The organism is Donghicola tyrosinivorans, from assembly GCF_003003355.1.
Taxonomy (GTDB): domain Bacteria; phylum Pseudomonadota; class Alphaproteobacteria; order Rhodobacterales; family Rhodobacteraceae; genus Donghicola; species Donghicola tyrosinivorans.
Genome location: NZ_PVTQ01000004.1, coordinates 197,249 through 218,551 on the forward strand (window position 1 = coordinate 197,249; position 21,303 = coordinate 218,551).

Genomic DNA, 21,303 nt, shown 5'->3' on the forward strand with positions numbered 1-21,303 from the left:
GAGGGTCGCCCTGCATAGGGTGGATCACAGGGGATTTGCGCAGCGGGCTGAATTAGGCGGGGATGAGTTCAGATGTAAACTCGCCGATCAACCGCATCACGTCTGCGCGGATTTCCGGTGTCTCCATCAGGACTTCGTGCTGGCCGCCTTCTTGCATCACCAACTGGCCGTCGTCCCAATGTCCCATCCGGCGATGGACCGCATCAGAATCCACGATTGATTCAAGAGTGCCAAGGAAGGTCAGGCACGGCAGCTTGGGCGATGGCATAGAGGCCAGCGCATTGGTTTCCCGCAGGGCCTGATTTAGCCAATGCAGGCTAGGACCGCCCAGAGCCAGATCGGGCTCAACGCGGGTCTGTTTTTTCATATAGTCGTAGGTTTCCGCGTCCGTGGTCAGCAGGTTGCCCAGAAACGGCGCGACCTCAGGATAGGGTTTGCGGCTGGTGCTGGGGGCGATCAGATGCCCGAGCGAGACCATCTTGGCAGCCCAGGACACGGTCCAAGCAACGGGGCGCAGCAGCGGCGTCAACTGTATGCCCCACATGGGCGCGGTGAACATTACGCCGCTGACAGGTGCGCCTTCCATCACTGCGCGTAAGGCAATGCAGCCCCCCATCGAGTGGCCCAGAATGAACCACGGCTTGGGCAGGCGGCGGGCCTCGGCATAACGCAGCATGGCCCGCACATCACGTTGATAGTCGGTGAAGTGATCCACGTGGCCGATCAAACGGTCGCGCAATATCCGGTCCGCCAGACCTTGACCGCGCCAGTCGATGGCCAAAGTGCTAAGGCCCAAGGCGGCAAAGTCTTTGGCGGTCCGGCCATATTTTTCGATATATTCGGTGCGTCCGGGGAACAGCAGTACGGTTCCCTTGGCCGCGGGATCATCCCAGCAGCCGATCCTGACGCGGAGGCCGTCTTCGGTTTCTACCCAAGAGGCAACGCCACCTTTCGGTCCTTCAGCAATGTCGGTGAAAAGTGGCGCTTTCTCAAACATTAGCTCAGCACACTTCCAAGCTTCATCGCCAGACCCATGTCACCGTCCAGCGATAGCCGGCCGGTCATGAAAGCGGCGGTTGCATCCAGATCGCCTTCCAGAATCGCTTGGAAAGTCTCTGCATCGGCAGTCAAGGTCACATCGGCCTCATCATCAGCTGCGCGGGCACCATTATGGTCGATCATAATGCTACCTTCGTTTTCGATGACGAATTTGGCAACCCCGTCAATGCCTTCGCCGTCAAGTTTGGCGTTCAATTCGTTTACTGCGGTTTCCACTACCGAGCTCATCAGCGTGCCTTTCACATTTTCGCGCGGCTCTCGCTTTTCGCCGCGATTGGTCTACACTGATCAATATGGTCACACGCGAACACATACTCAAACTTGTCGTTGCGGCAGCTATTTTTCCAGTCTTGTTTTCCCTACCCATTCGGGCAGAGGAAGATCGCACGGCTGAGTTGCTGGAGCGCTTGAAGCGTGCAGACGTAAACGGCTCGCAGATCATTGCCGAAGATTTGCTTTTGCTGTGGTCCCGCTCGGGATCGCCTTCGATGGATTTGCTGCTGAAACGGGGTCGCGATGCGATGGCCGCTGACAAGCTGCCAGAGGCGCTGGACCATTTCACAGCATTGACCGATCACGCCCCCGATTTCGCCGAAGGCTGGATGGCGCGTGCGACGGTCCTATATCGGTTAGAGTACTATGGCGCGGCCATGCATGACCTGCGACAAACGCTGGCTCTGAACCCGAACCATTTCGCGGCGCTCTTCGGGGCAGGGGTCATTGCCTATGAAACAGGCCGTCCCGAACTGGCAGACCAATTTTTCGCGGCCGTGGCGACTATACATCCGCACTTTGAGGACTTATCTCGTCTGCGACAGGAAATAGACAAAGAGGCCGGCCGGACCGACCTCTGAGCAAGAGGTGGGGATGTCCCAACAAGGGCGTATCGCGGCTGTTCTGGGGCCGACAAACACCGGCAAGACCCATTATGCAATCGAACGGATGCTGGGATACCGGACAGGGGTAATCGGTTTGCCTCTGCGTCTTCTGGCGCGTGAGGTCTATGACCGTATTGTTGCCGTGCGCGGTCCCTCTGTTGTGGCGCTGGTCACCGGAGAAGAGCGTATCGTGCCGCCCCGCACCCAATATTGGGTTTGCACCGTCGAGGCGATGCCCGAAGGGCTGGGGGCTGATTTCGTCGGGGTGGACGAAATCCAGCTGTGCGCCGATCCCGAACGCGGCCATGTCTTTACCGACCGCCTGATGCGGATGCGCGGTACGAACGAGACCCTGTTCATGGGCAGCGATACCATGCGCGGTCCAATTGCCGCCCTTGTACCGAACTGCGAATTCATCCGCCGCGAACGCATGAGCCAGCTGGTCTATTCCGGCCAGAAAAAGATCAGCCGGATGCAGCCGCGCAGCGCGATCGTCGGGTTCTCGGTCGACAACGTCTATGCCATCGCTGAACTTTTGAAGCGCCAGAAGGGCGGTGCCGCTGTGGTCATGGGGGCGCTTAGCCCGCGGACGCGGAACGCGCAGGTCGAACTCTATCAGAACGGCGATGTGGATTATCTGGTGGCCACCGATGCCATCGGTATGGGGCTTAATCTGGACATCAACCATGTGGCCTTTTCCAGCATCACCAAGTTCGATGGCCGCCGCATGCGGCAATTGGCCCCGAACGAGCTGGCGCAGATCGCAGGCCGTGCGGGTCGCGGCATGTCGGACGGCACCTTCGGCACCACCGGCGAGGCGCCGCCGCTGCACGAAGAGGTGGTCGAGGCGATTCAGGAACACCGCTTTACGCCGCTGCAAAAACTGAATTGGCGTAGCCCTGATCTGCGCTTTGGCACGATCGAGAATCTGATCCACTCGCTTGAGGCCTCGCCCCAGAATGAACGGCTGGTGAAAGCCCGTGAAGCTGATGATCTATTGGCCCTCAAGGCCATGTCCCAAAGCGCCGAGGTCGTCGCGCGGGCCAGTAGCCCCAATGCAGTCAAGCTGCTGTGGGATGTGTGCCGAATCCCTGACTTCAGGGGAATCAGTCATGCGGAACATGCGGGCTTGCTTGAGGTCATTTTCGGCTTTTTGCATCAATCCGGCACAGTTCCCGACGATTGGATGGCCCGCCAGATCAAGCGCATTGACCGCACCCAAGGGGATATTGATACGCTTTCCAAGAGGCTGTCCTATATTCGCACCTGGACCTATGTTGCTCAGCGGAATGGCTGGGTTAATGACGAAAATCATTGGCGTGGCGAGACAAGGGCGGTAGAAGATCGCCTGTCGGATGCGCTTCACGAGCGTCTGACTCAGAGATTTGTGGACCGGCGTACATCAGTTTTGTTGCGGCGGCTCAAGCAGAAGGAGGCCCTTTTGGCCGAAGTAAACGAACAGGGTGAAGTGACCATCGAAGGTGAATTCGTTGGTCGTCTCGAAGGCTTCCGTTTCCGTCAGGATAAGGGCAGCAGCCCGGACGAAGCTAAAACCGTCGCCAAGGCAAGCCTTCAGGCTCTGGCGCCCCATTTCCACCTGCGCGCGGACAAGTTCTACAACGCGCCCGACACCGAGATCGACTTTACGGAACAAGGCGGTCTGATGTGGGGCACCGATGCCGTTGGTAAACTGGTGGCCGGTGCCGATCCGCTGAAGCCGCAGGTCGTGGCTTTTGTCGACGAAGAAGCGGGTGCCGATGTGGCCCAGAAGGTGCAGCGCCGTTTGCAGCACTTTATCGACCGCAAGATCGCAACCCTGTTCGAGCCGCTGCTGAACCTGTCGCGCGACGAAGCGCTGGACGGTCTGGCCCGTGGTTTTGCATTCCGCATGGCGGAAGGTCTGGGGATTCTGCCCCGTGGCCCCATCGCCGATGAAGTGAAGGCACTGGATCAGGATGCGCGTGGCGCGCTGCGCAAGCACGGTATCCGTTTCGGTCAGTTCACCATTTTCATGCCACTGCTGCTGAAGCCCGCGCCGACCCGTCTGCGTCTGGTTCTTTGGTCGCTGGCCAATGGTCTGGACGTCTTCCCCGAAGCACCGCCTCCGGGTCTGGTGACCGTGCCTGCACAAGAAGACGCGTCTGAAGGTTACTTCACCATGGCGGGCTACCGCGCCGCTGGTGAGCGTGCCATCCGTATCGACATGCTGGAACGTCTGGCAGACATGCTGCGCAGCGAAGACAGCCGCAACGGCTTTGAAGCTAAGGCGGATATGCTCTCGATCACCGGCATGACCCTTGAGCAATTCGCAGCCCTCATGGAGGGTCTTGGCTACCGCGCCGAGAAGGGCGAACGCGCCAAGGTCAAAGCTGTTGATGCTGTTATGGCTGCTCCGGCGGAGGCCTCGGGCGATGCACCGGCTGCTGCCGATATGCCCGAAGGTGTCGAAGCCATCGCGGACGAAGGCGTTGCCCCCGTGGCGGCCGATGCACCCGATGCGGGCGAAGTTCCCGCCGAGATCCCCGAAGTCGCCGCTGGCGAAGTCGAGACCGGTGAAGCTGTCGATGCAGGTGCCGCTGGCGCCGAGATGGAAGTTTTCTACACCTTCACTTGGGGTCGTCAGCGTCAGGCGCGTGGCAACAACGAACGTCGCGGCGGTGGTAACCGTGGTCCCCGTCAGGACGGCGGCAAGCGTGCCGAAGGCGGCGCTCCGCGCGGTAAGGGCGGCAAGCCCAAAGGCAAAGGTGGCCCCAAGGGTGGTAAAGGTCAGCAGGGTGGCGCACGTGTCCACTCGGCCCGTCCCCCCAAGGCAGACAAGCCGATCGATCCGGATAACCCCTTCGCAGCGGCCCTGATGGGTCTGCGCGACAAGAACTGATCCGGCTCTTGAGCGACGAAAAACAGAAACTGCGCGTGGACAAATGGTTGTGGCACGCGCGGTTTTTCAAAAGCCGCAGCCTCGCGGCGCAGGTTGTGTCTGCGGGGCATGTGCGAATCAACAGCAACAAGATCTCCAAGCCCTCGCATAATGTGGCGAGCGGGGATGTGCTGACCTTTCCCCAAGGAAATCTGGTCCGTGTGGTGCGGATGATTGCTCCCGGCACCCGCCGTGGTCCCGCGCCAGAGGCGCAGGCCCTTTATGAAGACATGACTCCGGTGCAGGAGAAACGTCCTGAAAATCCGTCATTTGAGGGAAAAGGACGCCCAACCGGGAAGGATCGTCGCAATCTCGATCTTTGGCGGTCTGAAAGCCTTGAATGATTTGGCAGGCTGTCCTAGCTATCCGCGACGAGTGAAAGAGCGAGAGACCGATGACGTACGTCGTTACTGATAACTGCATCGCCTGCAAATATACCGACTGTGTCGAGGTTTGCCCCGTGGATTGCTTCTACGAGGGTGAAAACATGCTGGTCATCCATCCGGATGAGTGCATCGACTGTGGTGTGTGTGAACCGGAATGCCCCGCCGACGCGATCCGCCCCGATACCGAGCCGGATATGGACAAGTGGGTTGAATTCAACCGCAAGTACTCTGAGCTTTGGCCGGTTCTGGTGACCAAGAAAGACCAACTGCCCGAGGCGGAAGAGCGCGACGGCGAGACCGACAAGCTGAACAAGTACTTCTCGGAAGCGCCGGGTGAAGGCGGATAAGTACGTCTGATTCGCAGATTTAAAGGGGTGTTTCTTAACATCCCTTTGATTCCCTGAGGATTCAGGGATGTTGGCCCTGATTTGTATCGGGGCCGATTTTATGTTATACATTTGGTCTATAGCGGAAACCTGCAATGTTCCTTGACGGCAGTCTGGGGGCATTCAATCAGCGACAGAGTAGACACACCGTTCGCAACCCGATGGGATGCGGTACGGTTTTTTCGGCTCTGTTGTATCGTGCGAGGAAGGATTGCATGAGCAAATCTAAGACCCCCGAGTTTCGTCCCGATGATTACGTTGTCTACCCCGCCCACGGGGTTGGCCAGATTGTTTCGATCGAAGAGCAAGAGATTGCCGGTCTGAAACTGGAACTGTTTGTGATCTCGTTCGAGAAAGACAAGATGACCCTGCGTGTGCCCACCAACAAGGCCACCGAAGCAGGTCTGCGGTCGCTCTCGACGCCGGACGTTATCTCGCAGGCGATGGCAACCCTGAAGGGTAAAGCCAAGGTCAAGCGCGCGATGTGGTCGCGTCGCGCTCAGGAATACGAACAGAAAATCAACTCGGGCGATCTGATCTCGATCGCGGAAGTGGTGCGCGATCTGCACCGCGCCGATGACCAGCGCGAGCAGAGCTATTCGGAGCGTCAGCTTTATGAAGCGGCTCTGGAGCGTCTGACCCGCGAAGTTGCTGCCGTGACCGGTGGTGACGAAGTCGCTGCTGCCAAGAAAGTTGATGATGTTCTGACGTCGCGCGCTGCGTAACAAGTATCGTCAGTCCAACAGGAATAGGGGCCGTGTCTTGGGACGCGGCCCTTTTCTTTTGTGTCTCGCTTGGCGGCTAGGGGCGTGTTTCGAGTATTTGGATCAAGATGAAGCCCGAACGTCTGCGCGTTAGGGGCGCGGCGGTTTTGAGTATTTTTACAATAAGGAAGCCGTAAGGGCGATGAGGGCGGCGATCTCGGTCAGTTGCTGTGAAGCACCGAGGATATCGCCGGTTTGCCCGCCGATCTTGCGCATGGCGATGGCGGCCCAAAGGCCGAGGATGGCGGCGGCAGCGAGGCATGGGATAAGGCCGATGAGGGGCAGGGCGATTGCGAGGCCGATCATCGGGCCGATGACGGCAGGCAGCGCTTTGGGGCGGCCTACAGAGGCCGAGAGGCCTCCTTGGCGGGCTTGGGGCATGCGTCCCATCAGGAGGGGCAGACCGGCGCGACTGAGGGCACCCAGTGCGACGCAGATCGGGAGGGCCATTTGCGGAGTGGATGCGAAGAGTGTCGTGAGCAGGGCTGCGCGCCACAAGAGGCTGAGAGCGATGGCGATGACGCCATAGGCTCCGGTGCGGCTGTCTTTCATGATCTCGAGCCGGCGGTCCTTGGTCCAGCCGCCCCAGAGGCCGTCGGCGCTGTCGGCAAGCCCGTCTTCGTGCAAAGCACCGGTCAGAATCACGGAGGCGGTGAGGGCGGCAAGGGCTTGGGCCACAGGAGGCAGGCCGATGAATTGCGTGGCAAGGGCCGCTGTGCCAGTACAAGCGCCAAGGATGGCGCCCGCAAGGGGATAGGCCCAGGTCGCCTCTGCGCTGCGGGCGGTCGCTCTGGCCGGATCGACGGGGACCGGAAGGCGCGACAAAAGGCCTAAAGCGGCGGGCAGGTCTTGCCAGTGGAAGGAACGCTGTGTCATGGGCAGATCGCTTGTCTAGGACTAGCCACGGTTAAACATGCCCGTAGGGGCGGGATCAACAGGAGGTCATCATGGCGAACGGGAAAACCTTTGCGGATGAAGTGGTCAAAGCGCTGGAAGAGGCGCGGGGACCGGACGCAGCGGCGGTTGCGGCAGCAGCGGCGCGGAACGGGCTTCTGACCAAGCCGCCTGGCGCGTTGGGCCGTCTTGAGGATCTGGCGATCTGGTATGGTGGCTGGCGTGGTACGGACAGGCCGCAGGTCTTGGCGCCTCAGGTGATCATCTTTGCGGGCAACCATGGTGTGGTGGCACAGGGGATCTCGGCGTTTCCCGCCGAGGTGACCGTGCAAATGGTGGCGAATTTTGAAGCTGGCGGCGCTGCGATCAACCAGTTGGCCAAGATGTACGGGGCCAAGATGGATGTGGTTGCGCTGGAGTTGGATCGGCCAACCGCTGATTTCACGCAGGCGCCTGCTATGAGCGCGGATGAACTGGATGCCGCGTTGCAAGCGGGTTGGGATGCGGTAGATGCCGGATCGGATCTGCTGGTCGTGGGCGAGATGGGCATTGGCAACACCACTGCTGCTGCGGCCATCGCCTATGCGCTGTTTGGCGGCGATGCGGCCATGTGGGCTGGTCGCGGTACAGGTCTGGACGATGCAGGCGTGGCCCGTAAAGCCGATGTGATCGAGCGCGCGGTTTCTCTGCACAAAGGGGCGATGACTTCGCCCATGGCGGTGCTGGCCCATGTGGGTGGGCGCGAACTTGCGGCGATGGCGGGTGCGATTGCCCGTGCGCGGACCCTTGGGATTCCGGTGATTCTGGACGGCTACATCTGCTGTGCGGCCGCATCCATTCTGGCGCAATCGGTGGCGGGCGCGTTGGATCACGCAGTTGCCGGTCACAAGAGCGAGGAAGCAGGTCACATCAAGCTGCTTGAGGCGCTGGACAAAAAGCCCCTGCTTGATCTGGGCTTGCGCCTTGGTGAAGGGTCCGGTGCGGCGCTGGCCATCGGTGTGCTGAAAGGCGCTGTCGCCTGCCATTCGGGCATGGCGACCTTTGCTGAGGCCGGTGTCAGCGACGGCTAATCCGGCTAGTAATCAGAAGAATTGAGGGGCTGTCAGATCACTCTGACAGCCTTTTCTTTACCCGGCTGTATTGTTCAAGCTGCTCCATCAGGTTGGCTTCCAGCTCTTTTTCCAGCTCGCGGGCGCGGGCGACGTATTCCTTGTTCTGGTCAGCGGGGACTTTGGGGTCCCAGACCTTGGCAAGCTCGGCCACGGTGTAGCGGTCGTGCTGGTAGAAGACGCGCTCGGCCTCTGCGGCCTCGAATTCGGTGAGGCCGATGTTCTCCAGCACATATCGCCCTGCACGTAGCGAGCTGTCGAACATCTCGCGCACGATGTCGTCGGCACCGGCTGCGTAGAGGTGATAGACGTGGTTCCGGTCTGCGGCGCGGGCGATGATGTGCAGGTCGGGATGCTGTTTGCGGGCGTATTTTACCAGCTTTGTTGTGGCGGCCGGATCATCCAGTGCAACAACCAGAATCCGAGCATCCGCAAGGCCAGCAGCCCGCAGCAGGTCGGGACGGGTGGGATCGCCGAAAAAGCCCTTGAAGCCGAACTTGCGCATCAACTCGATCGTTTTGATGTCGTGGTCGATCACGACAGTCTTGTAGCCACAGGACTGCACAAGGCGGTTCACGATCTGGCCAAAGCGCCCGATGCCAGCGATGATGATCGGGCCTTGGTCGTCGATGATGTCTTCGGGGGCGGTGGGGTCACGCTCTTTCGCGCGGCGGGCCTGAAGATCAAACAGGATGAACAGTGCAGGCGTGATCAGCATGGTTAAAGCGATCACCAGCAGGAACTGCTGGCTGAGCGTGCCGTCCAGTACCCGAAGCTGGGTGGCGAAGGAAACCAGCACAAAGCCGAACTCGCCCGCTTGGGCAAGGCCAAGGGTGAACAGCCAACGGCCCCGCATCCGCAGTTTGAAGACACGGGCGATGGTGTAAAGGACGGCAGCTTTGATCAGGATGATCGCCAGTGCCATGCCAAAGATCCCCAAGGGGTTCTTGAACAGCAGGCCAAAGTTGATGCCCGCGCCGACGGTGATGAAAAAGAGGCCAAGCAGCAGGCCCTTGAAGGGCTCAAGGTCGGTTTCCAGCTCATGGCGGAACTCGGTGTTGGCCAGAACTACACCAGCCAAAAAGGTGCCAAGCGCGGGCGAGAGGCCAACGGCAGACATCAAAGATGCGATGCCGACCACCATCAGAAGGGCCAGCGCTGTGTACATCTCGCGCAGTTTGGCAGAGTGGATGTATCGGAACAGCGGACGGGTCAGATAGATGCCGGTCAGAATGACTGTGGCCACCGCACCCAAGGTAACAAGGGTCACACCCCAGCCGGGCAACCCTTCCAGCAGGCTATGGCCATGTTCAGCCGCGTCTGCCGATGCCCGTGTAATCGACCCGTCAGGGGCAAATCCCGGCGCCACGTTCGCGGCCAGCAGCGGCATCAGAGCCAGCATGGGAATGACCGCGATGTCCTGCGTGAGCAGCACTGCAAAGGTCGCACGGCCGCCGTTGGTCTGGACCAGACCTTTCTCTGACAGGGTTTGCAGCACGATCGCCGTTGATGAGAGCGAGAAGATCATCCCCGCCGCCAGCGAGGTCTCCCACGGCCAGCCCAGAGCTATGCCCGCCGCGGTGATCAACGCGCCGGTCACCAGAACTTGCATCCCGCCCATGCCAAGCAGCTTTTGCCTCATGTCCCATAGGACACGGGGTTCAAGCTCTAACCCGATCAGGAACAACATCACCACAACACCGTATTCGGCGAAATGCTGTAGGTCTTGGGTTTCTGCCCCGACAATTCCAAGGATCGGGCCAATGATGATACCGGCAGCGATATAGCCTAGGACGGATCCAAGGCCCAAGCGCGCGGCAATAGGCACGGCCACAACTGCGGCCAGCAAGTAGATAGCGATGTCGAAAAGGATGTTCTGCATTTATTGGCTCAACTAACTTAAGCCATTATTGTTCCGCGCCATTCTATTTTGAATAGGCGATAGATACTATTTCAAATGCCTGTCTCTTTTGTGCAGAGACAGGCGTTAAAATTCAGCTTTGGGGAATGGTTAGTACGATGTTGCGGCCACCCTTGACCAGCTTCAGATCGTCCGACCCGATGGCAGCCACGCGGCCCCCGTCCAGAGAGTCTCCGACCTTAACCTTTTTGTAGCGGCCATTTGACAGGCGCACCAAAGCGCGGCGGTCGCTGGAGGCGCCGTAAACGCCGATCAGGTTGGTCTTCTTGAGGTTCAGCACGTTATCTTCGGTTGCCGCTTTCTGGACCGAGGCCTTGGACGGGATCGAAGGCGCCGCAGAGGCCGTGCGCTTTTGCGGCGCGGGGGCCTCTGGTTCCGGTGTTGCCTTACGAACGGTTTTTTCAAAGTTCGACGGGCGGGCTTTTGGCATCAGCGATGCGGTGGCCAGCTCATCGGGGATGGCGTCAGCTTCGGCTTCGTGATCGACGTTCTGGTTGCCTTGTAGCATCTCCAGATCAACGGTGCTGCCGCCTGCAGTGGCTTCGCGAAGGGATGCCATGACCGCCTCGGCGGTCTCGCCCTGATCGGGCAGAAGGGGCGCGGGAACCAGATCATCAGGACGGGCGCGGGGACGGAATTGGGCCAACTCGTCCAGCGTCCGGCCACCAAGATTGGCACGCTGAACCTCTTGGATCAGGTCTTGGGGGCGGGACTGGGGGCGAATTTTCCAGTCATTTGCCACAGCTTCAGCAACCGCTTCGGGCTCGGGTTCCGGTGTTTCCAGAGCGGGACGCTCTGGCGGCACGACAGAGGGGCGGCCCGCAAAGACGCGGTACCCATCGGGGGCCAAGGTCCCTTCAGGGGTGGCTTTGACCAAACCGTTGTCATCCAGCGCAAAGACATGCTCTGCCGCAGGGGGCAGGCCCTGCCGGTCCGGCACAATATCGTGGCTGTAGGATGTCGCCAAAGGCAATGCTACCGCGTCCAGTGAAGGAACGGCGTTGTCCATGGACGGAACATATAGGTCTTCGTTGCCGACCTCACCCAGTGCCAGCGGCGGTTCCGGTGCCAGCGGGTAGATGCCGCTGCGCGAATAAAGCGCCAGCGCCTCGGCCTCTGTCATCGGAACGATGGTGGGCGCAGGCGGTGCCTCGGCAGGCGCTTCGGCGACTTCCGGTTCAGGGGTGGCCGCAGGCGGGACTGGTAGCAGATCCTCGGGCGCGCCATAGATGGCAAGGGTGGTGTTGGCCTCTTCGGGGGAAGGGGCGGGCGTTGTCGGGGCCAGCGGCTCATGGTCCAGATCGGCCAGATCGCCTGCGCTTTCGTCGTTGTCGCCTGTAACATCAGGCGTGACGGTCACATTGACCACGTCAGGATCAAGTGCGGCCGTGTCATCCTCTGCGCCGCCAAGCAGCAGCATCGAGGCGGCGATGCCTGTTACGAACACACCGGCGACACTGACGATCAAAAGTCCCAAACCGGACTTCCGACCGTTCGCGGCCTGCGGCCGCAAGCCGGACAGAAGACCGCCAATCACGCCGAAGATGCCACCCTTGGCTTCGCGCTCCGCTTTCAGCGTCTGCCCGCTAGGCTGCGCAGGAGGCACAGGTGCATCGCGACGCGCTGTCAGCGACGCAGTGGGCGCGTCGGTAAATTCATCGGCTTCTTCGATGTCGATAAACGGAGCGTCGGGAATAGCCTCAGTCGCAGCGACCGGATTTGCCATCACCGCGCTGGCCTTGGCCAGCACATCGTCCTTCTCGCCAGTGTCTCTTGTTGTGGCGGCAGGGGCGGGCGCTGCCTCTTCCTCTTCTGGGGGAAGAATATGCATCACGACGGAATCGCGCCGGACGTTGTCGCCCTTTTTCAGGGTTTTGCGGGCGTGCAGCGCAGTGCCCAAATAGGGCTCGCCTTCAAACAGGCTCTCATCCGAGGGGATCGCCACGAAACTCATAGGCTCTAGCCCGTGGTCCAGCGCGAAGCTCTCGGCCTCGTCCAGCGTTTCATGGGCGACGGCAGCAATCCGCAATGTGCCATCCGCCGCGCCCGCACAGTCAAAGCTAAGCTCTTCTACTGGATAGGGGGTCTGGCCCTCTAGCGCGGCGCGGGCATTGATTCTATCGCGGCCCGGTTGGCTGGTCGGTAAGGTCAGATAACGGATCTGTTCCTCGGGGATGACAACCTTACAGCGCACACCATGAGGGGCATGGGCGCGGGCTTTTTCCACCATCGCGGCCATTTCTTCGGAAAAACGCGGAGAATCCAGCGCCACCTCTCCCAAGGGGCGCCATCCGTCCTTTGTCCGTCTTAAAAGTCTGATCCCGTCAAACGAGAGCGCCAGTGCGTAATTCGGTTTCATAATAAATCTTACCACGTCCAAAGCGGGCGCGGGTAGCCGCATTCATCAAATTGGCGTTAGGGTACAGCAGGAAATCGCGCAGGAAAAGCACTGGCACGCGCTGCACTTGCACGGCGCTTGCATGGCACCCACCTAAGTTGGATCACCAGCAGGGAGACACAAGATGCTGAGGACTGGAATTCTGGCGCTGGCGCTGGCAACTGCGGCAATGCCCCTTTACGCCGAGGCCGAGCGTGTGATCCGCGTGGACGGCATCGGTGAGGTCACTGCCGCGCCCGACATGGCCGTAATCACCGTGGGCACGCGGTTTCAGGATAAAACCGCTGGCGCCGCGATGGAACAGGTCACCGAGGCCCAAACCAAGGTGATCGAAGCTCTGAAATTGCTAGGGATTTCGGGGGCTGACGTGCAAACGCGATCTGTCACCGTGAATCCCGTGTGGGCCGACCGCCAGTCGGGCAGCCGCCCCGAGATTGCGGGCTTTGAGGCCGGAAACACGGTCATGGTGCGGGTGACGTCCCTTGAAAACCTTGGGTTCGTGATCGATCGCGTGCTGTCCGAAGGGGCCAACCAGATGGATGGTCTGGTTTTTGGTATTTCAGACGACAAAGCCCTGCGCGATCAGGCCCGCAAAGCCGCCGTGGCTGACGCGATTTCCAAGGCGCAGCTTTATGCGCTGGCAGCAGGTGTCGAGTTGGGGCCTGTTCAGGAAATCACCGAAAGCGGCAGCGGCGGCTTCATTGAGGCCATGGACGGTCGCGCGATGATGGCCATGGCCAAAGCCGCCCCGATTGAGGCGGGCGAGATGACCATCAACGCGAATGTCGGAATGGTTTTCGGGATTCGCGATCCCGAATAACCGCTTAGCGCATCCAGAAGCCTTCACGCTTCAGCTTGTTGCGGATGGCCTGTTCTTTCTGGGGCAGGTCATTGCGATCGAACAGAGCGCGGACCTTCTCGCCGCGATTCTGGTAGATCATCCGTTTGAAAGGGTCGTAATTCTTCAGTACCTTTTTGACCTTATTGGGGGCTGTGACGGCCTCCATCGTCTGGATCACCCGATCCTCTTCGCGGGCATACATCAAGGGCAGCACGCGGTAGTGGCAGGTGGTTTTCCCGTCCAGCCAACCTTCGGACAAAGCGCCAAAGCCGCCGCCAAAGCTGTGCAGCACCAAGGGCAGGGCGATCTGGTCCAGCCACGGCCAGATTTCCTGACAGACCAAGGCCTTGGGACGATCATCCATGATCGCTTTGGCAACCTCCAGATAGCGCGCGCCAAAGGCATGGGCATCGCGTCCATAAAAGAAGCCCGCGTTGAAATAGGGATACCGACGCCAGAATTCGCGGGGATAGCTGATGTCTTGGGCGCTTTCGAAATCCAGATCGAATTTCTCGTAGAGCGAGCCCCAGATTTCCTCATAGCCCGGACCGTAGAGTTCGATATTCGGCCAGGTATTCTCGCGCCGCATCGAGGCTGCGGGCCGGTCGAAATCAAAGGGGACGTCGGTGATCTCATCAAGAATCAATGTGTCCGAATCAAAGAACACGAAAGGCTTATCGTTCGGAACCTGAGACAGGCATTCGATCTTGTTGCCGTTAGGATAGGCTTCGCCAAAGACGCGGCTCTCAAAGGGCAGGATTTCAGCGCCGAGGGATTCGAGCAGTTCGCGGGCGTCGGATTTGATCCGCGGGTCAAATGACCACTTGGCACCGGGCTGGGGCTCTGCCACGAAAAGCTTGCCCTTGAAGGCGGGGCTTTTCTCTTTGAGCGAGGCCGCGAAAACAACCGCTTCGTATTGCAACCGGCCTGCATGGCCGACGATGACGATATTGAAATCCTGTGTCATTGCCCCTCTGGAAACAGTTATGCGATCAAAGAAAAATCGTTACTGTCTGGGACTATAGTCAGGTTGGATAAATTCAGAAAGCCTGCATTTCGCATCTGCGAAAGGCCTTGATAATCCACACATTCTTGGGGGAATGGTGGGCGACCCTGGAATCGAACCAGGCATGGGTCTCCCCGGCGGAGTTACAGTCCGCTGCCGCACCTTGCAGCTCGTCGCCCTGACGTGGGGCGGTGTCTAACCCTGCCTACGGGGGGCGTCAACAGGAAAAAACCTTGCACCGGAAAAGAATGCTAGGCACGTAGGCGCACAGACGAAGATAGGGGGCGCAAGCCATGAAAAAGCCCAAGTGGGTCGTGGAAAAAGAGCAGGCCAAACGCGCTGCATCGAAAGAAACCGTCTGGCTGTTCGGCCTGCACGCGGTGCGCGATGCGCTGGAAAATCCTGCTCGTGAGAAACTGCGCCTGATGGTGACGCAGAATGCGCTGTTGAAATTGCAGGATGCAGTGGATGCGTCGGGAATCACGCCCGAGGTGTGCGACCCCCGCAAATTCAACGCGCCGCTTGATCCCCAGTCGGTGCACCAAGGGGCAGCTCTTGAGGTCAAACCGCTGGATTGGGGCAAGCTAGAAGACATCTGCCTTGGCACGGGTGATCTGCCGCCTCGAGTGGTGATGTTGGATCGGGTGTCGGACCCTCATAACGTGGGGGCCATCCTGCGCAGCGCCGAAGTTTTCGGAGCCTGTGCTGTGATCGCACCCGCCCGCCATTCCGCCCCCGAGACCGGCGCTTTGGCGAAAACCGCCAGCGGCGCGTTGGAGCGTCAGCCGTATCTGCGCGTCGGCAACCTGTCGGTCGCGATGGAGCGCCTGCGCGACATGGGCTACCTGCTGCTGGGGCTGGACGGTCTGGCCGAGCAGACCATCGAACAGGCGCTGGAAGGGCACTACGATCGCCCTGTGGCGCTGGTTCTGGGCTCGGAAGGGCCGGGTCTGCGCGAAAAGACCCGTGAGACCTGCGATACGCTGGTCAAGATTGACTACGCCGGTGCTTTCGGTTCGCTGAACGTATCGAACGCGGCGGCCGTGGCTTTGTATTCCAGCCGCCGAGGATAATTCGATTCGGAACAGGGCAGGGCAGATTGCGCAAAGTCAATTCAGGTGGTCGGTCAGACAACCTGTTCACCTTCATGTGACATGCTCTTCAACTCTTGAGAGTCTATCATACATTTATGTCAAGCGCTGGGTCGGAACCCCTTCGCTTTTTCACTGTCCCTCGTTCCGAACTCGCGCCCGGTCTTTTGATCGGGCGTTTTTTTGTCCGCAGGATTAAGGTAACTTGGCTCTATGACACTGACAGATAACGATATTCGCAACATCCTGACTCGCACCAAGACGATTGCGCTGGTGGGGGCTTCGGCCAATACATCCCGCCCCAGCCATGTGGTCGGCCAGTTCTTGGTGGATCGGGGCTATCGGGTGATTCCGGTCAATCCGGGCCTTGCGGGGCAGGTGATGTTTGGCGAGACCGTAGTTGCAGAATTGTCAGACGTTGCGGGGCCCATTGATATGGTGGACATTTTCCGCAGCTCTGACGCGGTGCCTGCGATCGTGGATGCGGCACTAAAGCTGGACGGCGTGCAGACGATCTGGATGCAGCTTGGCGTGGCCCATGAAGAGGCCGCAAAAAAGGCCCGCGCGGCGGGCCTTGATGTGGTTGAAAACCACTGTCCGAAGATTGAGATCGCGCGTTTGGGGCTGTGAGAGGCCCCTTACTTGCGGCTGGCCTTTTCTGTGATGCCAGAGGTGCCTTCACGGCGCTCAAGCTCGGCCTCGACATCGCTGAGGTCGATGTCGCGGGCGCGCAGCATGACCAGCATGTGATACAGCACGTCCGCGGCCTCGCCGATCAGCTTTTCACGGTCGTTCTTGACCGCTTCAATGATCGCTTCAACCGCTTCTTCACCGAATTTCTCGGCGCATTTTTCGGGACCTTTGGCCAGCAGCTTGGCGGTCCAGCTGGCGTCGGGACTGTCGCCAGCACGGGCGGCGATGGTGTCATTCAGTCGCTGTAGCGTGCTCATGTCAGCCTCATGGGGATGCCTGCGGCGGCCATGTGTTCTTTGGCCTCGCGGATGGTGTGGATACCGAAATGGAAGATCGAGGCGGCCAGCACGGCGCTGGCGTGGCCTTCGGTGACCCCTTCGACAAGGTGATCCAGATTGCCCACACCGCCCGATGCGATCACGGGAATGTCCACTGCATCGGCAATTGCGCGGGTCAGGGGCAGGTTGAAACCTGCGCGGGTGCCGTCACGGTCCATCGAGGTCAGCAGGATCTCACCTGCGCCTTTCTTGGCCACCAGTCGGGCAAATTCCACCGCATCGATTCCCGTGGGTTTGCGGCCGCCGTGGGTGAAAATTTCCCACCGGCCGGGCTCGACGGTTTTGGCGTCAATCGCGCAAATGATGCACTGGCTGCCAAACTGGTCAGCGGCGCGGGCGATCACATCGGGATCTGCCACAGCGGCCGAGTTAAAGCTGACCTTATCCGCACCCGCCAACAGCAGGGCGCGTACATCCGCGTTGGTGCGCACACCGCCGCCTACAGTTAGTGGAACAAAGCACTGTTCGGCGGTACGGGTCACCAGATCATACATGGTGCCACGGTTTTCGTGGGTGGCATGGATGTCTAGAAAGCAAACCTCGTCCGCGCCGGCGGCGTCATAGGCACGGGCGGCCTCAACGGGGTCACCGGCGTCAACCAGATCGACAAAGTTCACGCCTTTGACCACTCGGCCATCAGCAACGTCCAGGCAGGGGATGATACGTGTCTTGAGCATGGGTTTCTCTTAGGAGGTCCGCCACGGGGCGGCAAGCGCGGGACGCGAAAAGGGCCGCGCTTGGGCGGCCCTTGTTGTTATTTGAGTGCGGCGATGGCTTCTTTCAGGTCCAGTGCCCCGTCATACAGCGCACGGCCCGAAATCGCGCCCGAGATGACGCCGGTGTCACGAAGATTGATCAGGTCGGTCAGGCTGGAGACCCCGCCCGAAGCGATCACAGGGATGTTCACTGCGCGGGCCAGCGCCTCGGTCGCCTCAACGTTCGGGCCCTGCATGGCGCCGTCACGGTTGATGTCTGTGTAGATGATGGCCGCAACGCCTGCATCTTCAAAAGATTTCGCCAGATCGGTGACCATCACGTCGGTTTCCTCGGCCCAACCTTTGGTGGCGACTTTGCCATTACGGGCATCAATGCCCACCGCGACCTTGCCGGGGAATTCTTTGGCCGCTTCGCGGACCAGATCGGGGTTTTCCACGGCGACAGTGCCAAGGATCACGCGGGCTAGACCTTTTTCGATCCAAGTCGCGATGGTTTTCATGTCGCGGATGCCGCCGCCAAGCTGTGCGGGAACATTGGTTGCGGCAAGGATCGCCTCAACCGCAGCGCCGTTCACCGGCTCGCCTGCGAAGGCACCGTTCAGATCGACCAGATGCAGCCATTCGCAGCCCGCATCCTCAAACGCTTTGGCCTGAGTGGCAGGGCTGTCCGAGAACACGGTGGCCTTGTCCATGTCACCACGCAGAAGGCGCACGGCCTGTCCGTCTTTGAGGTCGATGGCGGGGTAAAGGATCATGGCTTCAGCTCCGGTCACTGGTGTCTTGTTCAGGGGCAAATTGCACGATGGGGCCGCAAATGCAACGGACCTCACGTCAGGCTTGATTCGTAAAAGGACTGGCCGCAGGCTGCGGGAAACTCAGACGGAGGAGATGGGTTATGAAACAGTTTATTCTTGGTGCCGCTCTGGCTTTGGCAGCGGGTGCTGCGCATGCGGAAGGCGTGAATGGCACATGGCAGACCGAGACCAGTGACAAGGGTGCATATCTGCACGTGGATATCGGACCTTGCGGCGACAAGGTGTGTGGCGTGATCGCCAAGGTGGTGAACGGTGATGAGAGCATCACCGGAAAGAACATCATTTGGGATATGTCGGATCAGGGCGGCGGTGCTTTTGGCGGTGGCCAGATCTGGGCGCCGGATACGGACAAGACCTACAAGAGCAAGATGTCGCTGGAGGGCAATGGCCTGAAGGTGTCGGGCTGTGTGCTTGGCGGGGTGATTTGCCGGTCTCAGAATTGGGCCCGCGTGAACTGACACGAGGCTTGCCGGAATGAGAGAGCCTCGCCGTGGTGTTTGCCGCGGCGGGGTTTTTTGTGAGTATTTGAGCAATAAAGAAGTTGGTGGCTTTTCTCTTGAACGGCGCGCGGTTGGTTGGGGGCGCGCCGTGAGTATTTGGATCAAGAAGAAGCCCTGCGTATCGCTTTAGGGTTTCCAGTTCAGGAAGTTTGCGATCAGACGCAGGCCGATGTCCTGGCTTTTCTCAGGGTGGAACTGGAAGCCGAGAAGGTTGTCGCGGCCGACCACGGCAGTCACGTCGGTGCCGTAATCCACATGGGCCAGACGTTCGGCGGCGTTGTCGACGGTGAAGTGGTAGGAGTGGACGAAGTAGGTGTGATCGCCGGTTTCGATGCCGTCAAAGACCGCGTGGGGGGTGTCGATCACCAGATCGTTCCAGCCCATATGCGGGACCTTCAGGCTGCTGTCGGTCGGGCGGATTTTGTCCACCGTGCCTTTGATCCAGTCAAAGCCTTTGGTTTCGGTATACTCCAGACCGCGGGTTGCCAGCATTTGCATGCCGATGCAGATCCCTAGGAAGGGTTTGGCCTGTTTGATGGCCACTTCCTCGATTGCCTCGAAGAGGCCCGAGTGTTCGAAGAGGGCCTGTTGGCAGGCGGGGAAAGCCCCATCACCGGGTAGGACTACACGATCAGCTTTGCGCACCACATCGGGATCGGCGGTGACCAGAACAGGGCCATGGCCCTGTTCCTGCGCCATCCGTTGGAAGGCTTTTTCCGCCGAGTGCAGGTTGCCGCTTTCGTAGTCGACGATCACCGTGGTCATCAAAGCGCACCCTTGGTCGAGGGCAGGGCGCCTGCGGCGCGGGGATCGGGCTCGACCGCTTGGCGGAGCGAACGGGCGACCGCTTTGAACGCGGCTTCGGCGATGTGGTGGCTGTTAAAACCGCTGAGGCGCGCGATGTTCAGGGTGATGCCGCCGTGGGTGCTGAGGGCCTGAAAGAATTCGCGCACCAGTTCGGTGTCGAAGGTGCCGATTTTCTCGCTTGGGAAGTCCACGTCGAAGTGCAGGAAGGGGCGGTTCGACAGGTCGAGCGCCGCACGCACCAGCGTGTCGTCCATGGGCAGCAGGCAGCTGCCGTAGCGGTTGATGCCCTTTTTGTCGCCCACCGCCTGCTTGATCGCCTGACCCAGCGCGATGCCGGTGTCTTCCACAGTGTGGTGGTCATCGATGTGCAGATCGCCGTCTGCACGGGCGGTGATGTCGATCATCGAGTGGCGGGCCAGCTGCTCCATCATGTGATCGAAAAAGCCCACGCCGGTTTTGACGTCGTATTTGCCGGTGCCGTCCAGATCGACGCTGACGCTGATCTTGGTTTCGGTGGTGTTGCGTGTGATTTCGGCGCGTCGCATGGGGCCCTCCGTTAGAACTCGGGCTGCTTTTAGCGCGGCAAAACGGGAAGGCCAAGCGGCCAACTTGCTGTTCGCGATGTCTTGGATTGCTGTCTGTATGGAGCGGGCGAGGCGATTCGAACGCCCGACCCTAACCTTGGCAAGGTTATGCTCTACCCCTGAGCTACGCCCGCACTCTCATACAGTCATCGGTTTTCTGGAGCGGGCGAGGCGATTCGAACGCCCGACCCTAACCTTGGCAAGGTTATGCTCTACCCCTGAGCTACGCCCGCTTCCTTGGGAAAACCGATCCCTATGCACCTTCTTCTGGAGCGGGCGAGGCGATTCGAACGCCCGACCCTAACCTTGGCAAGGTTATGCTCTACCCCTGAGCTACGCCCGCACCGTTGAAGGTGAGGCGCTGTTTAATCCCGTCCCGCTGAGGCTGCAAGAGGAAAAACCCGACTTTTTGCAGGAAATTTTCTGCGGGGCGGAATGGCCTTGTTTTAAAGGCTGTCTGCGGGGGGCAGGTGGCGGCTGGCCCGTTTGCTCCGCCATAGGTTGAGCGCCTCGACGGCTCCGGAAAAGGCCATGGCGGCGTAAATGATCGACCGTTCGAAGTGGTGATGCAGCCCGTCAGCCACCAGCGCAACGCCGACCATCACCAGAAAGGCCAGTGCCAGCATCTTGGTGCTGGGGTGATCTTCGACGAATTGGCCGATGGGGTTGGCAGCGACCATCATCACCAGAATAGCGATGACGACGGCGGTGATCATGACGGGCAGGTGATCTGCGATGCCGACGGCGGTCAACACGCTGTCAAAGCTGAACACGATGTCCAGAATCATGATCTGGACGATGACAGCGCCACAGGCGCTTTTCAGGGCGGTGGTGCTTTCATGGGGCGGGGCACCGGCGCCTTCGACCTCGGCAAAAATTTCGTTCGAGGCTTTCCAGATCAGGAAGATCCCGCCCGCCAGTAGCAAAAGATCCCGCCAAGACAGATCAAAGCCGTAGAACGTGGCGAAAGGTTCGGTCAGGCTGACAATCCATGCAATCGATGCCAGTAGCGCGATCCGCAAGATCAAAGCGCCGCTGAGGCCGATCATCCGCGCCCGTGGGCGTTGTTCTTTTGGCAGTTTGGAGGTGGCGATAGAGATAAAGATGACGTTGTCCACGCCAAGAATGATCTCCAACACGGTGAGTGTCAAAAGGGACGCCCATGCTGCGGGGTCGAAAAGCAGATCGATCATTAATTGT

22 protein-coding genes and 4 tRNA genes are annotated in these 21,303 nt (G+C 59.9%); 10 read left to right on the forward strand and 16 right to left on the reverse strand.

Annotated features, from left to right (window positions below):
• Positions 1-52: 52 nt before the first annotated feature.
• Positions 53-997 (reverse strand): alpha/beta fold hydrolase, encoded by a 945-nt coding sequence (locus CLV74_RS07920; RefSeq protein ID WP_106263694.1) that lies wholly within the window; start codon positions 995-997, stop codon positions 53-55.
• Positions 997-1,287, reverse strand: coding sequence for an SCP2 sterol-binding domain-containing protein (locus CLV74_RS07925; RefSeq protein WP_106263695.1), 291 nt, complete (start codon positions 1,285-1,287; stop codon positions 997-999). The genes CLV74_RS07920 and CLV74_RS07925 overlap by 1 nt, the downstream gene beginning before the upstream one ends.
• Before the next feature lie 167 nt (positions 1,288-1,454).
• On the opposite strand from CLV74_RS07925, the gene CLV74_RS07930 reads away from it, so the two are divergent.
• The 5 genes from CLV74_RS07930 to CLV74_RS07950 all read left to right on the forward strand — a co-directional run bounded on the left by CLV74_RS07930 (position 1,455) and on the right by CLV74_RS07950 (position 6,351).
• Positions 1,455-1,913, forward strand: a complete 459-nt coding sequence (locus CLV74_RS07930) for a tetratricopeptide repeat protein (protein WP_170108006.1) — start codon at positions 1,455-1,457, stop codon at positions 1,911-1,913.
• 13 nt (positions 1,914-1,926) lie between these two features.
• Positions 1,927-4,815: a helicase-related protein gene (locus CLV74_RS07935; protein ID WP_106263697.1), complete on the forward strand. Its 2,889-nt coding sequence runs from the start codon at positions 1,927-1,929 to the stop codon at positions 4,813-4,815.
• Positions 4,816-4,823: 8 nt separating this feature from the next.
• Positions 4,824-5,198 (forward strand): RNA-binding S4 domain-containing protein, encoded by a 375-nt coding sequence (locus CLV74_RS07940; RefSeq protein WP_106263698.1) that lies wholly within the window; start codon positions 4,824-4,826, stop codon positions 5,196-5,198.
• Between the two features lie 50 nt (positions 5,199-5,248).
• A complete protein-coding gene (fdxA, locus tag CLV74_RS07945) occupies positions 5,249-5,587 on the forward strand; it encodes a ferredoxin FdxA (protein ID WP_106263699.1) in 339 nt (112 codons plus the stop codon).
• 254 nt (positions 5,588-5,841) lie between these two features.
• Positions 5,842-6,351, forward strand: coding sequence for a CarD family transcriptional regulator (locus CLV74_RS07950; RefSeq protein WP_106263700.1), 510 nt, complete (start codon positions 5,842-5,844; stop codon positions 6,349-6,351).
• A gap of 156 nt (positions 6,352-6,507) precedes the next feature.
• Here CLV74_RS07950 and cobS read toward each other — a convergent pair whose 3' ends face one another.
• Positions 6,508-7,266, reverse strand: a complete 759-nt coding sequence (cobS, locus tag CLV74_RS07955; RefSeq protein ID WP_106263701.1) for an adenosylcobinamide-GDP ribazoletransferase — start codon at positions 7,264-7,266, stop codon at positions 6,508-6,510.
• Positions 7,267-7,337: 71 nt separating this feature from the next.
• Between cobS and cobT the strand changes: the two genes are divergently transcribed.
• On the forward strand, positions 7,338-8,354 hold the full coding sequence (cobT, locus tag CLV74_RS07960) for a nicotinate-nucleotide--dimethylbenzimidazole phosphoribosyltransferase (RefSeq protein ID WP_106263702.1): 1,017 nt from the start codon (positions 7,338-7,340) through the stop codon (positions 8,352-8,354).
• A 37-nt stretch (positions 8,355-8,391) separates the two neighbouring features.
• Here cobT and CLV74_RS07965 read toward each other — a convergent pair whose 3' ends face one another.
• Together CLV74_RS07965 and CLV74_RS07970 are read right to left on the reverse strand one after the other, a co-directional pair.
• Positions 8,392-10,275 (reverse strand): monovalent cation:proton antiporter-2 (CPA2) family protein, encoded by a 1,884-nt coding sequence (locus CLV74_RS07965; RefSeq protein WP_106263703.1) that lies wholly within the window; start codon positions 10,273-10,275, stop codon positions 8,392-8,394.
• A gap of 112 nt (positions 10,276-10,387) precedes the next feature.
• On the reverse strand, positions 10,388-12,673 hold the full coding sequence (locus CLV74_RS07970; protein ID WP_146134918.1) for a hypothetical protein: 2,286 nt from the start codon (positions 12,671-12,673) through the stop codon (positions 10,388-10,390).
• 163 nt (positions 12,674-12,836) lie between these two features.
• Here CLV74_RS07970 and CLV74_RS07975 point away from each other — a divergent pair, with 163 nt between their 5' ends.
• Entirely contained in the window at positions 12,837-13,532 is a 696-nt protein-coding gene (locus tag CLV74_RS07975) for an SIMPL domain-containing protein (protein WP_106263705.1), read from the forward strand.
• A gap of 4 nt (positions 13,533-13,536) precedes the next feature.
• Here CLV74_RS07975 and CLV74_RS07980 read toward each other — a convergent pair whose 3' ends face one another.
• Both CLV74_RS07980 and CLV74_RS22775 read right to left on the reverse strand, forming a co-directional pair.
• Positions 13,537-14,520 carry a hypothetical protein gene (locus CLV74_RS07980; RefSeq protein ID WP_106263706.1) on the reverse strand — a complete coding sequence of 328 codons (984 nt, stop codon included), beginning with the start codon at positions 14,518-14,520 and terminating at the stop codon, positions 13,537-13,539.
• A gap of 134 nt (positions 14,521-14,654) precedes the next feature.
• Positions 14,655-14,738, reverse strand: a tRNA-Tyr gene (locus CLV74_RS22775).
• A gap of 114 nt (positions 14,739-14,852) precedes the next feature.
• Here CLV74_RS22775 and rlmB point away from each other — a divergent pair.
• Both rlmB and CLV74_RS07990 read left to right on the forward strand, forming a co-directional pair.
• A complete protein-coding gene (gene rlmB, locus CLV74_RS07985; RefSeq protein WP_106263707.1) occupies positions 14,853-15,632 on the forward strand; it encodes a 23S rRNA (guanosine(2251)-2'-O)-methyltransferase RlmB in 780 nt (259 codons plus the stop codon).
• Between the two features lie 231 nt (positions 15,633-15,863).
• The gene (locus tag CLV74_RS07990; RefSeq protein ID WP_106263708.1) at positions 15,864-16,280 is read left to right on the forward strand and encodes a CoA-binding protein; all 417 of its coding nucleotides are present in this window, start codon (positions 15,864-15,866) and stop codon (positions 16,278-16,280) included.
• A gap of 8 nt (positions 16,281-16,288) precedes the next feature.
• On the opposite strand, the gene CLV74_RS07995 is transcribed toward CLV74_RS07990, so the two are convergent.
• The 3 genes from CLV74_RS07995 to hisA all read right to left on the reverse strand — a co-directional run bounded on the left by CLV74_RS07995 (position 16,289) and on the right by hisA (position 18,152).
• Positions 16,289-16,600 (reverse strand): phosphoribosyl-ATP diphosphatase, encoded by a 312-nt coding sequence (locus CLV74_RS07995; RefSeq protein ID WP_106263709.1) that lies wholly within the window; start codon positions 16,598-16,600, stop codon positions 16,289-16,291.
• Positions 16,597-17,358 (reverse strand): imidazole glycerol phosphate synthase subunit HisF, encoded by a 762-nt coding sequence (gene hisF / locus CLV74_RS08000; protein WP_106263710.1) that lies wholly within the window; start codon positions 17,356-17,358, stop codon positions 16,597-16,599. Before hisF ends, CLV74_RS07995 begins: the two co-directional genes overlap by 4 nt.
• A 77-nt stretch (positions 17,359-17,435) precedes the next feature.
• Positions 17,436-18,152: a 1-(5-phosphoribosyl)-5-[(5-phosphoribosylamino)methylideneamino]imidazole-4-carboxamide isomerase gene (gene hisA / locus CLV74_RS08005; protein WP_106263711.1), complete on the reverse strand. Its 717-nt coding sequence runs from the start codon at positions 18,150-18,152 to the stop codon at positions 17,436-17,438.
• A 140-nt stretch (positions 18,153-18,292) separates the two neighbouring features.
• On the opposite strand from hisA, the gene CLV74_RS08010 reads away from it, so the two are divergent.
• A complete protein-coding gene (locus CLV74_RS08010) occupies positions 18,293-18,670 on the forward strand; it encodes a DUF2147 domain-containing protein (protein ID WP_106263712.1) in 378 nt (125 codons plus the stop codon).
• A 168-nt stretch (positions 18,671-18,838) separates the two neighbouring features.
• On the opposite strand, the gene hisH is transcribed toward CLV74_RS08010, so the two are convergent.
• The 6 genes from hisH to CLV74_RS08040 form a co-directional block, all read right to left on the reverse strand.
• Positions 18,839-19,477, reverse strand: coding sequence for an imidazole glycerol phosphate synthase subunit HisH (gene hisH, locus CLV74_RS08015; RefSeq protein ID WP_106263713.1), 639 nt, complete (start codon positions 19,475-19,477; stop codon positions 18,839-18,841).
• Positions 19,477-20,064: an imidazoleglycerol-phosphate dehydratase HisB gene (hisB, locus tag CLV74_RS08020; RefSeq protein WP_106263714.1), complete on the reverse strand. Its 588-nt coding sequence runs from the start codon at positions 20,062-20,064 to the stop codon at positions 19,477-19,479. Before hisB ends, hisH begins: the two co-directional genes overlap by 1 nt.
• Positions 20,065-20,162: 98 nt before the next feature.
• Positions 20,163-20,237, reverse strand: a tRNA-Gly gene (locus CLV74_RS08025).
• A 24-nt stretch (positions 20,238-20,261) separates the two neighbouring features.
• A tRNA-Gly gene (locus tag CLV74_RS08030) sits at positions 20,262-20,336 on the reverse strand.
• 35 nt (positions 20,337-20,371) lie between these two features.
• Positions 20,372-20,446, reverse strand: a tRNA-Gly gene (locus CLV74_RS08035).
• A 103-nt stretch (positions 20,447-20,549) separates the two neighbouring features.
• Positions 20,550-21,296, reverse strand: coding sequence for a TerC family protein (locus tag CLV74_RS08040; protein ID WP_106263715.1), 747 nt, complete (start codon positions 21,294-21,296; stop codon positions 20,550-20,552).
• Positions 21,297-21,303: the final 7 nt, after the last annotated feature.

Bases quoted from the DNA above. Each gene is read 5' to 3' on its own strand.
- CLV74_RS07920 (WP_106263694.1), bottom strand. From the start codon at position 997: ATGTTTGAGAAAGCGCCACTTTTCACCGACATTGCTGAAGGACCGAAA.
- CLV74_RS07925 (WP_106263695.1), bottom strand. From the start codon at position 1,287: ATGAGCTCGGTAGTGGAAACCGCAGTAAACGAATTGAACGCCAAACTT.
- CLV74_RS07935 (WP_106263697.1), top strand. From the start codon at position 1,927: ATGTCCCAACAAGGGCGTATCGCGGCTGTTCTGGGGCCGACAAACACC.
- fdxA (WP_106263699.1), top strand. From the start codon at position 5,249: ATGACGTACGTCGTTACTGATAACTGCATCGCCTGCAAATATACCGAC.
- CLV74_RS07950 (WP_106263700.1), top strand. From the start codon at position 5,842: ATGAGCAAATCTAAGACCCCCGAGTTTCGTCCCGATGATTACGTTGTC.
- cobS (WP_106263701.1), bottom strand. From the start codon at position 7,266: ATGACACAGCGTTCCTTCCACTGGCAAGACCTGCCCGCCGCTTTAGGC.
- cobT (WP_106263702.1), top strand. From the start codon at position 7,338: ATGGCGAACGGGAAAACCTTTGCGGATGAAGTGGTCAAAGCGCTGGAA.
- CLV74_RS07965 (WP_106263703.1), bottom strand. From the start codon at position 10,275: ATGCAGAACATCCTTTTCGACATCGCTATCTACTTGCTGGCCGCAGTT.
- CLV74_RS07970 (WP_146134918.1), bottom strand. From the start codon at position 12,673: ATGAAACCGAATTACGCACTGGCGCTCTCGTTTGACGGGATCAGACTT.
- CLV74_RS07975 (WP_106263705.1), top strand. From the start codon at position 12,837: ATGCTGAGGACTGGAATTCTGGCGCTGGCGCTGGCAACTGCGGCAATG.
- CLV74_RS07980 (WP_106263706.1), bottom strand. From the start codon at position 14,520: ATGACACAGGATTTCAATATCGTCATCGTCGGCCATGCAGGCCGGTTG.
- rlmB (WP_106263707.1), top strand. From the start codon at position 14,853: ATGAAAAAGCCCAAGTGGGTCGTGGAAAAAGAGCAGGCCAAACGCGCT.
- CLV74_RS07990 (WP_106263708.1), top strand. From the start codon at position 15,864: ATGACACTGACAGATAACGATATTCGCAACATCCTGACTCGCACCAAG.
- CLV74_RS07995 (WP_106263709.1), bottom strand. From the start codon at position 16,600: ATGAGCACGCTACAGCGACTGAATGACACCATCGCCGCCCGTGCTGGC.
- hisF (WP_106263710.1), bottom strand. From the start codon at position 17,358: ATGCTCAAGACACGTATCATCCCCTGCCTGGACGTTGCTGATGGCCGA.
- hisA (WP_106263711.1), bottom strand. From the start codon at position 18,152: ATGATCCTTTACCCCGCCATCGACCTCAAAGACGGACAGGCCGTGCGC.
- CLV74_RS08010 (WP_106263712.1), top strand. From the start codon at position 18,293: ATGAAACAGTTTATTCTTGGTGCCGCTCTGGCTTTGGCAGCGGGTGCT.
- hisH (WP_106263713.1), bottom strand. From the start codon at position 19,477: ATGACCACGGTGATCGTCGACTACGAAAGCGGCAACCTGCACTCGGCG.
- hisB (WP_106263714.1), bottom strand. From the start codon at position 20,064: ATGCGACGCGCCGAAATCACACGCAACACCACCGAAACCAAGATCAGC.
- CLV74_RS08040 (WP_106263715.1), bottom strand. From the start codon at position 21,296: ATGATCGATCTGCTTTTCGACCCCGCAGCATGGGCGTCCCTTTTGACA.